At 52.7% G+C, this 12,852-nt stretch carries 15 protein-coding genes; 11 read left to right on the forward strand and 4 right to left on the reverse strand.

Annotation, left to right across the window (positions count from 1 at the left end; all coding sequences use genetic code 11):
• Window positions 1-63: 63 nt before the first annotated feature.
• The 10 genes from rsfS (at window position 64) to lipA (ending at window position 9,902) form a co-directional block, all read left to right on the forward strand.
• A complete protein-coding gene (gene rsfS / locus AC27FC_RS07860; RefSeq protein WP_023334893.1) occupies window positions 64-381 on the forward strand; it encodes a ribosome silencing factor in 318 nt (105 codons plus the stop codon).
• Between the two features lie 3 nt (window positions 382-384).
• A complete protein-coding gene (rlmH, locus tag AC27FC_RS07865) occupies window positions 385-852 on the forward strand; it encodes a 23S rRNA (pseudouridine(1915)-N(3))-methyltransferase RlmH (RefSeq protein WP_023310748.1) in 468 nt (155 codons plus the stop codon).
• Between the two features lie 28 nt (window positions 853-880).
• Window positions 881-2,782 carry a peptidoglycan DD-transpeptidase MrdA gene (mrdA, locus tag AC27FC_RS07870; protein WP_033144927.1) on the forward strand — a complete coding sequence of 634 codons (1,902 nt, stop codon included), beginning with the start codon at window positions 881-883 and terminating at the stop codon, window positions 2,780-2,782.
• Between the two features lie 2 nt (window positions 2,783-2,784).
• A complete protein-coding gene (mrdB, locus tag AC27FC_RS07875) occupies window positions 2,785-3,897 on the forward strand; it encodes a peptidoglycan glycosyltransferase MrdB (RefSeq protein ID WP_023310746.1) in 1,113 nt (370 codons plus the stop codon).
• A 16-nt stretch (window positions 3,898-3,913) separates the two neighbouring features.
• On the forward strand, window positions 3,914-5,026 hold the full coding sequence (rlpA, locus tag AC27FC_RS07880) for an endolytic peptidoglycan transglycosylase RlpA (protein WP_033144926.1): 1,113 nt from the start codon (window positions 3,914-3,916) through the stop codon (window positions 5,024-5,026).
• A gap of 139 nt (window positions 5,027-5,165) precedes the next feature.
• Window positions 5,166-6,377, forward strand: coding sequence for a D-alanyl-D-alanine carboxypeptidase DacA (gene dacA / locus AC27FC_RS07885; protein ID WP_032638844.1), 1,212 nt, complete (start codon window positions 5,166-5,168; stop codon window positions 6,375-6,377).
• A gap of 106 nt (window positions 6,378-6,483) precedes the next feature.
• Window positions 6,484-6,747 carry a DUF493 family protein YbeD gene (ybeD, locus tag AC27FC_RS07890; RefSeq protein ID WP_006177135.1) on the forward strand — a complete coding sequence of 88 codons (264 nt, stop codon included), beginning with the start codon at window positions 6,484-6,486 and terminating at the stop codon, window positions 6,745-6,747.
• Window positions 6,748-6,842: 95 nt separating this feature from the next.
• On the forward strand, window positions 6,843-7,484 hold the full coding sequence (lipB, locus tag AC27FC_RS07895) for a lipoyl(octanoyl) transferase LipB (protein ID WP_033144925.1): 642 nt from the start codon (window positions 6,843-6,845) through the stop codon (window positions 7,482-7,484).
• Window positions 7,485-7,775: 291 nt separating this feature from the next.
• Window positions 7,776-8,729 (forward strand): YbeF family transcriptional regulator, encoded by a 954-nt coding sequence (locus AC27FC_RS07900; protein WP_032665064.1) that lies wholly within the window; start codon window positions 7,776-7,778, stop codon window positions 8,727-8,729.
• A gap of 207 nt (window positions 8,730-8,936) precedes the next feature.
• Window positions 8,937-9,902, forward strand: coding sequence for a lipoyl synthase (gene lipA / locus AC27FC_RS07905; RefSeq protein ID WP_013097595.1), 966 nt, complete (start codon window positions 8,937-8,939; stop codon window positions 9,900-9,902).
• 81 nt (window positions 9,903-9,983) lie between these two features.
• Here lipA and tatE read toward each other — a convergent pair whose 3' ends face one another.
• Both tatE and AC27FC_RS07915 read right to left on the reverse strand, forming a co-directional pair.
• Window positions 9,984-10,187, reverse strand: a complete 204-nt coding sequence (gene tatE, locus AC27FC_RS07910; RefSeq protein WP_058841807.1) for a twin-arginine translocase subunit TatE — start codon at window positions 10,185-10,187, stop codon at window positions 9,984-9,986.
• 125 nt (window positions 10,188-10,312) lie between these two features.
• Entirely contained in the window at window positions 10,313-11,101 is a 789-nt protein-coding gene (locus tag AC27FC_RS07915; protein WP_196354702.1) for a deaminated glutathione amidase, read from the reverse strand.
• Between the two features lie 67 nt (window positions 11,102-11,168).
• On the opposite strand from AC27FC_RS07915, the gene crcB reads away from it, so the two are divergent.
• Window positions 11,169-11,552 (forward strand): fluoride efflux transporter CrcB, encoded by a 384-nt coding sequence (gene crcB, locus AC27FC_RS07920; protein ID WP_047061340.1) that lies wholly within the window; start codon window positions 11,169-11,171, stop codon window positions 11,550-11,552.
• Between the two features lie 219 nt (window positions 11,553-11,771).
• Here the strand turns inward: crcB and cspE are convergent, their stop codons facing one another.
• Entirely contained in the window at window positions 11,772-11,981 is a 210-nt protein-coding gene (gene cspE / locus AC27FC_RS07925; RefSeq protein ID WP_002439184.1) for a transcription antiterminator/RNA stability regulator CspE, read from the reverse strand.
• Window positions 11,982-12,171: 190 nt separating this feature from the next.
• Window positions 12,172-12,789 carry a lipid IV(A) palmitoyltransferase PagP gene (gene pagP, locus AC27FC_RS07930; protein ID WP_045142917.1) on the reverse strand — a complete coding sequence of 206 codons (618 nt, stop codon included), beginning with the start codon at window positions 12,787-12,789 and terminating at the stop codon, window positions 12,172-12,174.
• Window positions 12,790-12,852 lie beyond the last annotated feature (63 nt).

The raw sequence follows: 12,852 nt of genomic DNA on the forward strand, positions 1-12,852 counted from the left end.
TCAGGTATACTGTCTGGCTACGAATTCAAAGTTTTACAATCTCATTCACCCCAGGGGGAAAACTTGCAGGGTAAAGCACTCCAGGATTTTGTTATTGACAAAATTGATGACCTGAAAGGTCAGGACATCATCGCTATCGACGTTAAGGGTAAATCCAGTATTACCGACTGCATGATCATCTGCACCGGTACATCGACGCGTCATGTTGTTTCAATTGCCGATCACGTGGTTCAGGAATCGCGTGCAGCAGGGCTGTTGCCGCTGGGTGTTGAAGGTGAAGCGACGGCTGACTGGGTGGTAGTCGACCTCGGCGATGTGATTGTCCACGTCATGCAGGACGAGAGCCGTCGCCTGTATGAGCTGGAAAAACTCTGGGGTTAATGCGTGAAGTTGCAGCTGGTCGCCGTCGGCACCAAAATGCCGGACTGGGTACAAACCGGTTTTACTGAATATTTGCGTCGTTTTCCAAAAGACATGCCGTTCGAACTGGTGGAAATTCCCGCCGGGAAGCGCGGCAAGAACGCGGATATCAAACGTATTCTCGATAAAGAGGGCGAACTGATGCTGGCTGCCGCTGGCAAAAACCGCATCGTCACCCTCGATATTCCAGGTAAACCCTGGGATACGCCGCAGCTGGCACAAGAACTGGAGCGCTGGAAGCAGGATGGCCGTGACGTCAGTCTGTTGATTGGCGGACCAGAAGGGTTATCCCCTGCCTGCAAAGCAGCGGCTGAACAAAGTTGGTCCCTCTCCGCGCTGACGCTTCCCCACCCGCTCGTTCGGGTACTGGTGGCAGAAAGCCTGTATCGCGCGTGGAGCATTACTACCAACCACCCCTATCACCGCGAGTAATGACTGACCAGGGTAGATTAAGCAGCGGATGAAACTACAGAATTCTTTTCGCGACTATACGGCTGAGTCCGCGCTGTTTGTGCGCCGGGCGCTGGTCGCCTTTACCGGGATTTTGCTGCTTACCGGCGTGCTGATCGCCAACCTCTATAATCTGCAAATTGTCCGCTTTACCGACTACCAGACGCGTTCAAACGAAAACCGCATTAAGCTGGTGCCTATCGCACCCAGCCGCGGCATTATTTACGATCGTAACGGCACCCCGCTGGCGTTGAACCGAACCATCTATCAAATCGAGATGATGCCGGAAAAAGTCGATAATGTTCAGGATACGCTGGAAGCGCTGAAAAGCGTTGTCGACCTTAACGATGACGATATCGCGGCCTTCAAAAAGGAGCGCGCCCGCTCTCACCGCTTCACCTCGATTCCGGTTAAAACCAATTTGACGGAAGTCCAGGTGGCCCGCTTTGCGGTGAATCAGTACCGTTTCCCCGGCGTGGAAGTGAAGGGATATAAGCGGCGCTACTATCCCTACGGCTCCGCGCTGACGCATGTGATTGGCTACGTTTCCAAGATTAATGACAAAGACGTCGACCGCCTTGATAAAGACGGCAAGCTGGCCAACTACGCTGCAACGCACGATATCGGTAAGCTTGGGATCGAACGTTACTACGAAGACGTTCTGCACGGGCAAACCGGCTATGAAGAGGTTGAGGTTAACAACCGAGGCCGCGTGATCCGTCAGCTAAAAGAAGTGCCGCCTCAGGCGGGGCATGACGTCTATCTGACGCTCGACCTCAAGCTTCAGCAGTATATCGAAACCCTGCTGGCGGGCAGCCGTGCAGCCGTTGTGGTCACCGATCCTCGTACCGGCGGCATCCTGGCAATGGTCTCCATGCCTAGCTATGACCCGAACCTCTTTGTTGACGGCATTTCCAGTAAAGACTATTCCGGTCTGCTGAATGACCCGAACACGCCGCTGGTCAACCGCGCGACGCAAGGGGTTTACCCGCCGGCATCCACGGTTAAACCGTACGTGGCGGTCTCTGCGCTGAGTGCCGGCGTCATCAACCGTAATACCAGCCTGTTTGACCCGGGCTGGTGGCAGCTGCCGGGTTCAGATAAGCGCTATCGTGACTGGAAAAAATGGGGCCACGGTCATCTCAACGTCACCAAATCGCTGGAAGAATCTGCGGATACCTTCTTCTATCAGGTGGCGTATGACATGGGTATCGACCGCCTGTCAGAGTGGATGAGCAAATTCGGCTACGGGCATTACACCGGCGTGGACCTTTCAGAAGAACGTTCTGGCAACATGCCAACGCGTGAATGGAAGCTGAAGCGCTTTAAAAAACCGTGGTATCAGGGTGACACCATTCCGGTAGGTATCGGTCAGGGCTACTGGACGGCAACGCCGCTTCAGATGAACAAAGCCATGATGATCCTCATCAATGACGGCGTGGTAAAAGTGCCGCATCTGCTACAGAGCACGGTTGAAGACGGCAAAAAAGTACCGTGGAACCAGCCGCACGAGGCCCCGGTGGGTGACATCCATTCCGGCTTCTGGGAAATTGCGAAAGACGGTATGTACGGCGTGGCAAACCGCCCGAACGGTACCGCGCATAAGTACTTCACCGGTACGCCGTACAAAGTGGCCGCGAAATCCGGTACTGCGCAGGTGTTTGGTCTGAAAGCCAACGAAACCTATAACGCGCACCGCATTGCTGAACGTCTGCGTGACCATAAGCTGATGACGGCGTTTGCCCCTTATGATAACCCTCAGGTCGCGGTGGCGATGATTCTGGAGAACGGCGGTGCCGGGCCAGCAGTAGGGACCATCATGCGCCAGATCCTTGACCACATTATGCTGGGTGATAACAACACCGAACTGCCGGCTGAAAACCCGGCCGCCGCTGCGGCGGAGGACCAATAATCATGACGGATAATCCAAATAAAAAATCGCTGTGGGATAAAATCCACATCGACCCAGCCATGCTGCTGATCCTGCTGGCTCTGCTGGTGTACAGCGCCCTGGTTATCTGGAGCGCCAGCGGCCAGGACATCGGCATGATGGAGCGCAAAATCGGCCAGATCGCCATGGGTCTGATCATCATGGTGGTGATGGCGCAAATCCCGCCGCGCGTCTACGAAGGCTGGGCGCCCTATCTCTACATCTTCTGTATTATTTTGCTGGTTGCGGTAGATGCGTTTGGCGCCATTTCAAAAGGGGCGCAGCGCTGGCTGGATCTGGGCGTTGTCCGCTTCCAACCCTCGGAAATTGCCAAAATCGCCGTTCCATTGATGGTGGCACGCTTTATCAACCGCGACGTCTGTCCGCCGTCGCTGAAAAACACCGCCATCGCGCTGGTGCTGATTTTTCTGCCGACGCTGCTGGTTGCGGCGCAGCCTGACCTCGGTACCTCAATTCTTATCGCCCTTTCCGGCCTGTTTGTCCTTTTCCTGTCGGGACTGAGCTGGCGCCTGATTGGTATCGCGGTGGTGCTGATTGCAGCGTTCATTCCTATCCTCTGGTTCTTCCTGATGCATGATTACCAGCGCCAGCGCGTCATGATGCTGCTCGATCCGGAAACCGATCCGCTGGGCGCGGGCTATCATATTATTCAGTCCAAGATTGCGATTGGCTCCGGCGGCCTGCGCGGTAAAGGCTGGCTGCACGGCACGCAGTCACAGCTGGAATTTTTACCGGAACGCCACACCGACTTTATCTTCGCCGTACTGGCGGAAGAGCTGGGGCTGGTTGGCATCTTAATATTGCTGGCGCTGTACGTACTGCTGATCATGCGGGGATTGTGGATTGCAGCACGCGCACAAACCACTTTTGGTCGCGTCATGGCCGGCGGGTTGATGCTGATTTTATTCGTTTATGTCTTCGTAAATATTGGTATGGTGAGTGGTATTCTGCCGGTGGTAGGCGTACCGCTGCCGCTGGTGAGTTACGGAGGCTCGGCACTGATCGTGTTGATGGCCGGGTTTGGTATCGTGATGTCGATCCATACCCACAGAAAAATGTTGTCAAAAAGCGTATAAAAATAAGGGGATCGGAATGCGTAAGCAGTGGCTGGGGATCTGCATCGCGGCAAGTTTACTTGCGGCCTGCACAAGTGATGATGGTCAGCAACAGGCAACCGTCGCGCCGCCGCAGCCTGCGGTGTGTAATGGCCCGATCGTTGAAATTAGCGGTGCCGATCCCGTTTATGAACCGCTGAATGCCAGTGCCAATCAGGATTACCAGCGCGACGGCAAAAGCTATAAAATTGTTCAGGATCCTTCCCGTTTCAGTCAGGCGGGCTTTGCCGCCATTTATGATGCCGAGCCAGGCAGTAACCTGACGGCTTCCGGGGAAGTGTTCGACCCAATGCAGCTGACGGCAGCACACCCGACGCTGCCGATCCCGAGCTACGCCCGTATCACCAACCTGGCGAATGGCCGTATGATCGTCGTGCGGATCAACGACCGTGGTCCTTACGGAAATGACCGGGTGATTTCCCTGTCGCGCGCGTCTGCCGATCGCCTGAACACCTCGAACAACACCAAAGTCCGTATTGACCCGATTATCGTCGCACAGGATGGTTCGCTCTCCGGGCCGGGTACCGCGTGTACGACGGTGGCAAAACAGACCTATGCCCTTCCTGACCGCCCAAATCTTGACGGCGGAATGGGAAGCGTCTCGTCTCCGGCAGAGCCTGCTCAGCCGGGGGGAGAAATACGCCCGATCAGCAATGACACGCTGCAAAGCGAGGATTCTACCGGCGCGCCGGTAAAGAGTAGTGGCTTTCTTGGCGCACCGACGACCTTAGCCTCGGGCGTGCTGGAAGGCAGTGAGCCGACTCCAGCCCCTGCTCCCGTTGCGGCACCAGTAACCCAGCCGGCTCCCGTAACGGCGCCTGCAGCCACGCAAAGTGCGGTGGTAGCGGCTCCAGCAGCGGCCAGCGGCAGCTATGTGGTTCAGGTAGGCGCAGTAAGCGATCAGGCCCGGGCCAGGCAGTATCAACAGCGTCTGAGCCAGCAGTTTGGCGTACCGGGACGCGTTGAGCAGAACGGCGCGGTCTGGCGCATTCAGATGGGGCCGTTTGCCAGCAAATCGCAGGCCGCGTCCCTGCAGCAGCGTCTGCAGAATGAAGCTCAACTTCAGTCATTTATCGCTGTTGCGAAATAATTAACCGGCGGTATCCGAATTGTCAGTTAGTGTAAAACACATTCACAAACTCATGCTTAAAGTCGGATGCCTGCCTGAATAGCATTTGCTATAGTAAGGCACTTTTTTTAATTCCATCACGGATGTCGTAGTTCTGACCATGAAGACCACTTTTTCTGCTCGTTTTGTGCAGCGCATGGCGCTGACCACGGCCCTTTGCGCTGCTGCGCTCTCTGCAGCTCACGCCGATGACCTGAATATCAAGACCATGATCCCTGGCGTTCCGCAAATCGACGCGGAATCCTACATCCTGATCGATTACAACTCTGGCAAAGTGCTGGCAGAACAGAATGCCGATGCCCGCCGTGACCCGGCCAGTCTGACCAAAATGATGACCAGCTACGTTATCGGCCAGGCGATGAAAGCAGGTAAATTCAAAGAATCGGATCTGGTCACCATCGGTAACGATGCGTGGGCAACCGGGAACCCTGTTTTCAAAGGTTCCTCTCTGATGTTCCTGAAGCCGGGTATGCAGGTTCCTGTTTCCCAGCTGATTCGCGGTATCAACCTGCAGTCTGGTAACGATGCCTGCGTGGCGATGGCCGACTTCGCCGCCGGGAGCCAGGATGCCTTCGTGGGCCTGATGAACAGCTACGTTAACGCACTGGGTCTGAAAAACAGCCATTTCCAGACCGTACACGGCCTGGATGCAGACGGTCAGTACAGCTCTGCACGTGACATGGCCCTGATTGGCCAGGCGCTGATCCGCGATGTACCGAATGAATACTCTATCTATAAAGAGAAAGAGTTCACCTTCAACGGTATTCGTCAGACCAACCGTAACGGCCTGCTGTGGGATAACAGCCTGAACGTTGACGGCATCAAAACTGGCCACACCGACAAAGCGGGCTACAACCTGGTGGCCTCTGCCACTGAAGGTCAGATGCGTCTGATCTCTGCCGTGATGGGCGGCCGTACCTTTAAAGGTCGTGAAACAGAAAGCAAGAAACTGCTGACCTGGGGCTTCCGATTCTTCGAAACCGTGAACCCACTGAAAGCAGGCAAAGAGTTTGCGTCTGAACCCGTCTGGTTCGGCGACAACGACCGTGCTTCACTCGGCGTTGATAAAGACCTCTACCTGACCATTCCACGCGGTCGCATGAAGGATCTGAAGGCCAGCTACGTGCTGAACAGCACCGAGCTGCATGCCCCGCTGCAGAAAAACCAGGTTGTGGGTACGATCAACTTCCAGCTGGATGGAAAAACGATCGATCAGCGTCCGCTGGTTGTCCTGCAAGAAATTCCTGAAGGCAATTTCTTCGGCAAAATCATTGATTACATTAAATTGATGTTCCACCACTGGTTTGGTTAAAAATTGAACACTTGAAAGTGTGATTTTGATCCCCATATACTAAGTATCCTGATAACTCCCACCTGACGTGGGAGTTATTATTTTTTGACGTTACGCCGGAGCTGACATGAAAACCAAACTTAACGAACTGCTTGAATTCCCAACCTCATTTACCTACAAAGTAATGGGTCTGGCGAAACCTGAGCTGGTTGATCAGGTGGTTGAAGTGGTACAGCGCCATGCGCCGGGTGACTACTCTCCGTCAGTAAAACCAAGCAGCAAGGGCAACTACCACTCGGTTTCTATTACCATCACTGCGACACACATTGAGCAGGTGGAAACGCTGTACGAAGAGCTCGGCAATATCGAAATTGTTCGTATGGTGCTGTAGTCCCTTTGCGGTTACCCGGTTTGCCGGGTAACCCCTCTCCCCCGCTGTGATATACTCCTCCACACCTTTTGTCCCTCGTCTTCGGAGACGCAGTTTTGTATCAGGATAAAATTCTGGTCCGTCACCTCGGGCTGCAACCTTATGAGCCTGTCTCCCAGGCTATGCATGACTTCACCGATTCACGCGATGACAGCACCCCAGATGAGATCTGGCTGGTCGAACACCTGCCGGTATTTACGCAGGGCCAGGCGGGTAAAGCAGAGCATTTGTTAATGACGGGAGATATCCCGGTTATTCAGAGCGATCGCGGCGGTCAGGTCACTTATCATGGGCCCGGTCAGCAGGTGATGTACGTCCTGCTCAATCTGAAGCGCAGAAAGCTGGGCGTGCGTGAACTGGTTACCTTACTGGAACAAACTGTCGTCAACACGCTGGCGGAATATGGTATTGACGCGCATCCACGCGCCGATGCGCCGGGCGTCTACGTTGGGGAAATGAAGATCTGCTCACTGGGGCTGCGTATTCGTAAAGGTTGCTCATTCCATGGCCTGGCCTTGAATATTAATATGGACCTTGCGCCCTTCCAGCGCATTAACCCCTGCGGCTACGCCGGCATGGAAATGACGCAAATGCGTCAGTGGGTTGAAACCGCTACGCCAGAACATATTCGTCCCGTGCTTTTAAAGCAGATGTTAGCGCTACTTAACAATCCCCCATACGAATATATCCCTGCTTAATACATCATACAACATGGCTCGATAATTTGGCGGGCCACTGTTTATTTACAGCTTTTGCACTTTACAATAATCCACAGATTCTATATTTTCGAAGCGCCCGAATATTACCGCCACATATTATTTAGCCTCCAGCAAGCATGGCAAACACGGCATAAGTAAGGTGAGCAATTATCACACAACCGTTTGCCCTTGATAAACAAGTGAAACAAAACCAACACTTTACGAATCTCTACAAGCATAATAAATAAATTCAACTATCATTCATATTGTGAATGTATACGGAGTGAAAGCGTGGAGTATAATAATTTACCAGCCAAACGACTGAATGAACCCGGTGGCGAAGACAAGCCGCAAATTTTTCGGACTTTACGTAATATTGATCTCAATTTACTGACTATTTTTGAGGCGGTATATGTCCATAAGGGTATCGTTAACGCTGCGAAAATTCTTAATCTCACGCCATCAGCAATAAGCCAGTCAATCCAAAAGCTACGCGCTATATTTCCCGACCCGTTATTTATCCGTAAGGGCCAGGGGGTAACGCCGACGGCTTATGCCACGCATCTCCACGAGTACATCAGCCAGGGGCTGGAGTCGATTCTGGGCGCACTGGATTTAACCGGGAGCTATGATAAGCAGAGAACCATCACCATCGGCTGTTCCCCTTCTGTCGGGGTGCTGGTGATGCCGGCGATCTTCCAGGCCGTAAAAGAGCATGCTCCGCAGCTCCTGCTTCGCAATGTGCCTCTCAATGAACCTGACATTCAGCTTGCCCAGTTCCAGACGGACCTGATTATTGAAAGCGGCAGCTTCAGTGCCAGAGCGCTGGGGCAAAATGTGCTTTATGCGGATAACCTGGTACTGGTTTGCCGCCAGCAGCATCCTGCTCTTAGCGAGCCGTTAACCATCGAAAACCTGCGCAACTACGATCACTCGTCTTTCATGACCGAAGGGCAATCTAATCATGCACTTCGTCAGCGTATTGATGAAATTTTCCCGGAACGTCAGATCAGCTTCAGCAGTTACAATATGTTTACCACCGCATCCCTGATCGGCAGCAGCGATATGCTGTGCGTTATGCCATCACGCCTGTACAGCCTGCTACAAAAATGCTGGCCGCTGGAAAGCATCCCGCTCAGCCAGCTTAATGCGGAATCTATCGAGATTTCACTGCATTACAACAAGCTGAGTTTGCGCGATCCGGTCCTGGAAAACGTCATCCGCATCATCCGTCAGGCCTTCTGACAGGTTTAGCCAGCACAAGCCCCTGCAACCCGCAGGGCAAAAGGCACAAAACAACAACTATTTTACAAATTGGCGATCTGGCAGGCTGCTTTAACGACCGTTTCAATGATATACTGCCTGTCGTTCGTTCAAAAATAGTTGATAAATACAACATTCCCTTGAATTGAAACGCTTTCCTTCGATATTCGCAACTGGAACACGCACGCTATGAGTAAACCCATTGTGATGGAACGCGGTGTTAAATACCGCGATGCCGATAAAATGGCCCTTATCCCGGTAAAAAACGTGGCTACAGAGCGCGAGGCGCTGTTAAGAAAACCGGAATGGATGAAAATCAAACTTCCGGCCGACTCTTCGCGTATCCAGGGGATCAAAGCGGCGATGCGCAAGAATGGTCTTCACTCCGTGTGTGAAGAAGCGTCTTGTCCGAACCTTGCTGAATGTTTCAATCACGGTACCGCGACGTTTATGATTCTGGGTGCTATCTGTACCCGCCGCTGCCCATTCTGCGATGTTGCTCATGGCCGTCCAGTCGCGCCTGATGCTAACGAACCCCAGAAACTGGCGCAGACCATCGCCGACATGGCGCTGCGTTATGTGGTTATCACATCCGTTGACCGTGACGACCTGCGTGATGGTGGTGCTCAGCACTTCGCCGACTGTATTACGGCCATTCGCGAGAAAAGCCCTAACATCAAAATCGAGACGCTGGTGCCTGACTTCCGCGGCCGTATGGACCGCGCGCTGGATATCCTGACCGCGACGCCGCCAGATGTGTTTAACCACAACCTGGAGAACGTGCCGCGTCTTTACCGTCAGGTCCGTCCGGGCGCTGACTATAACTGGTCCCTGAAATTGCTGGAGCGTTTCAAAGAAGCGCATCCGCATATTCCGACCAAGTCTGGTCTGATGGTGGGTCTGGGTGAAACCAATGATGAAATCATCGAGGTGATGCGCGATCTTCGCCGCCACGGTGTGACCATGCTGACCCTGGGACAGTATCTGCAGCCAAGCCGTCACCACCTGCCGGTGCAGCGCTACGTGAGCCCGGACGAGTTCGATGAAATGAAAGCCGAAGCGATGGCGATGGGCTTCACCCACGCTGCCTGCGGCCCATTCGTTCGCTCCTCATACCATGCCGATATGCAGGCTAAAGGCGAAGAAGTTAAATAATGCTGTAATATTCATTTACAGTAATACAAAAAAACCGGCCTCATGAGCCGGTTTTTTTTCGCAAGCCCTCAGGCGTTGCTGTCACTCTTTGTGAGAAAGCTTGTCTGCCGGGACGTTATCCTCGGCGCTTTTCTTCGCCGCTGCATCATCATCGTTCATCGCTTTCTTAAAGCCTTTGATGGCAGCCCCCAGGTCACCACCCAGCGTGCGTAACTTCTTGGTACCAAACAGCAGGACGACCAGTGCGGCAACCACCAGCAGTTTGGTAATACTAATCTCACCCATAGATACCTTCTTTACTTAAAACAGGCTGCATTCAGCGCCAAAACCTGACTGTATTAACGGTCATTTTGCGCGTGCACACAATAGCAATCTGTAACAAGGTGAATCAAGCATTGTTGAAAAAAACATCACAATAATTGTGGTGGCGCAAACCGACGATTGCGAAGAACGGGTAATTGCTGACGCGCAAGCGCGATTCTTTCTGAGTTTATCTCCGCCACCAGTAAATGCGGGGCTTCAGCGGCGGCGGCGATCGTCACCCCCAGCGGATCAACCACCCTGCTTTGCCCGATGTTTTTCGTGCCACATTCCCCTGCGGCAACGACATAGCAGGTTGTATCCAGCGCGCGTGCCGCAAGCAGCGTTGCCCAGTGATGCTCTTTTAACGGCCCTTTGACCCACGCGGCAGGCAGTACCAGCACGTCAGCCCCCTGCAGCGCCAGATGGAGCGCCAGCTCGGGAAAACGCAGGTCATAGCAGGTCATCAGTCCGATCTTAAATCCGTCAATCTCCAGCAGCGGAGGGATATTGTCTCCGGGGTCAACGCGTCGCGACTCCTGGATGCTGAACGCATCATAGAGGTGAAGCTTGGCGTAATGTGCCACGATGGCCCCGTCACGAATCGCCACGAGCGTATTCACCGCGCGACCCGGCGTGGAAGGAACATGGATCGTTAAGATCGTCGTCATCGTATTGCCCGCGCTCTGGGCAAGCAGCTGCTGCACAAATTCGCCGTCCAGCGGCTGCGCGGACTTCACGGATAAATCCGGGTCATTTTCATCCCTGGCCAGCAGCGCCTCGGGGAGAACCAGCAGCGACGCGCCTTTCTGCCGGGCCTGCATCATCAGGTTGACGCATGTTCTCGCATTCTCATGCCAGTCAGGCGTGACGGCAAACTGCCCTACCGCTACATACATATTTGTCCCCTCATCATAAACGGCGTTAAACTCGCTACTCTTACACATCAAATAGCAGGTATTTAGCGTGTTACAACTACTTTTAGCCGTTTTTATTGGTGGGGGAACGGGTAGCGTTGCGCGATGGTTTCTGAGTATGCGGTTTAACCCCCTGCATCAGGCGATTCCTATGGGGACACTTGCCGCAAACCTGATTGGTGCCTTTATCATTGGTATGGGGCTGGCCTGGTTTAACCGAATGACGCACATCGACCCAATGTGGAAGGTGTTGATTACCACCGGATTCTGCGGCGGTTTGACCACCTTCTCAACCTTTTCTGCGGAGACGGTTTTTCTCTTTCAGGAAGGCCGTGTCGGCTGGGCGCTGATGAATATGGCTATCAATATGCTCGGCTCCTTTGCGATGACGGGGATCGCATTTTGGCTATTTTCTTCCGCAAGCGCGCATTAACAGCCGAACCGTTAATGTTGGCTTAATTTTTCTCTGTCACTCTGGATGCAGTACTGAACGAGGGTGACAGAATGAAACAGAGTCTGATGAGCGCAGGAATGGTGTTGTTGAGCGTGCTGATCGTTGCCAGCTTCCTGAAAATGTATCTGCTTGGCTGATTCAAAACGAAAAAAACCCGCTCAGTGAGCGGGTTTTGAAATTCTTGCTGACGCGTCTGAATTACAGAGCGATTACGTTAGCAGCAGAAGGGCCTTTGGCACCGTTAGTGATTTCGAACTCTACACGCTGACCTTCAGCCAGAGTTTTGAAACCATTAGACTGGATTGCAGAGAAGTGTACGAACACGTCTTTGCTGCCATCTTCAGGAGTAATGAAACCGAATCCTTTGGACTCATTAAACCACTTAACGTTACCTTTAATCTTAGACATCAAAATTACCTTTACATTAAAAAACGACACAAATGCTGTGTCGGTTATCAGTACATCAATTGTGGGACCTTTTGTCCAGCGGATCTTTGATAAAAAGTGACTAAAGTCGCGTTAATTTTCACTGACAGATTTTTATCGCTTATGAATCAACGCCTGCGCGTTTTTTCACCAGCATGTAACGTTTTGTCAGTTAAAACTGAAAACGCATCCAGGCGAAGTAAACGTTACCGTTGTTGTACGTACCCGGAATGTAGGTCATCTGGAACGTTGCGGGGCCATAGCCAATAGAGGCCAAAGGCAGCAGCACCGGGATTGGAATGTATTTCCAGTTGTCACGTGCAGTAACCCCGGCGGTATAGCCCAAACCGACGTGGAAGTTCTCGTCCGCTAGCGGGCGCCAGGTTTTTTCCCAACCATACCCCCCAATCGGCTCCCATTTATTAAACGAGTCTTTGAAGGCCATCAGATAGATGCCATGCCAGTTTCCCTTTTCATCCCAGCGCGACTGGCCAAAACCCGCGCCCCACGGACGCTCGTTGTATTTATCGGTTTTCTCTTTGTCATAAGCAAAACGCGCATGCCACGTTATTGCCGGGACATAGAGATCATAATGTTCAGGTGCCGTCCATGTCTGGGAAACATTATCCGTAAAGGTTGAGAACCAGCCTTTATCCGTCGCGTTGCCTTCTGCCTGAGCAACAGAACAAAACGTTAACTGCCCAAAAATAAACAACAAAATAGAGAAAAATGTATTACGTACAATCACAATGCAATTACCATTCTTAGTATTCGAGGCAAAGTTTACCATAAAGTAGTTGAATCAAAGCTTAACGACATCGGCGTTATTCCTAATTATTCAGCTTCTTTTCGG

The sequence above is a fragment of the Enterobacter sp. C3_dUdeg genome (assembly GCF_057536195.1).

Excerpts from the sequence above, each read along its gene's own strand:
- mrdA (WP_033144927.1), top strand. The coding sequence starts at position 881 with ATGAAACTACAGAATTCTTTTCGCGACTATACGGCTGAGTCCGCGCTG.
- mrdB (WP_023310746.1), top strand. The coding sequence starts at position 2,785 with ATGACGGATAATCCAAATAAAAAATCGCTGTGGGATAAAATCCACATC.
- rlpA (WP_033144926.1), top strand. The coding sequence starts at position 3,914 with ATGCGTAAGCAGTGGCTGGGGATCTGCATCGCGGCAAGTTTACTTGCG.
- dacA (WP_032638844.1), top strand. The coding sequence starts at position 5,166 with ATGAAGACCACTTTTTCTGCTCGTTTTGTGCAGCGCATGGCGCTGACC.
- ybeD (WP_006177135.1), top strand. The coding sequence starts at position 6,484 with ATGAAAACCAAACTTAACGAACTGCTTGAATTCCCAACCTCATTTACC.
- lipA (WP_013097595.1), top strand. The coding sequence starts at position 8,937 with ATGAGTAAACCCATTGTGATGGAACGCGGTGTTAAATACCGCGATGCC.
- tatE (WP_058841807.1), bottom strand. The coding sequence starts at position 10,187 with ATGGGTGAGATTAGTATTACCAAACTGCTGGTGGTTGCCGCACTGGTC.
- AC27FC_RS07915 (WP_196354702.1), bottom strand. The coding sequence starts at position 11,101 with ATGTATGTAGCGGTAGGGCAGTTTGCCGTCACGCCTGACTGGCATGAG.
- cspE (WP_002439184.1), bottom strand. The coding sequence starts at position 11,981 with ATGTCTAAGATTAAAGGTAACGTTAAGTGGTTTAATGAGTCCAAAGGA.
- pagP (WP_045142917.1), bottom strand. The coding sequence starts at position 12,789 with ATGGTAAACTTTGCCTCGAATACTAAGAATGGTAATTGCATTGTGATT.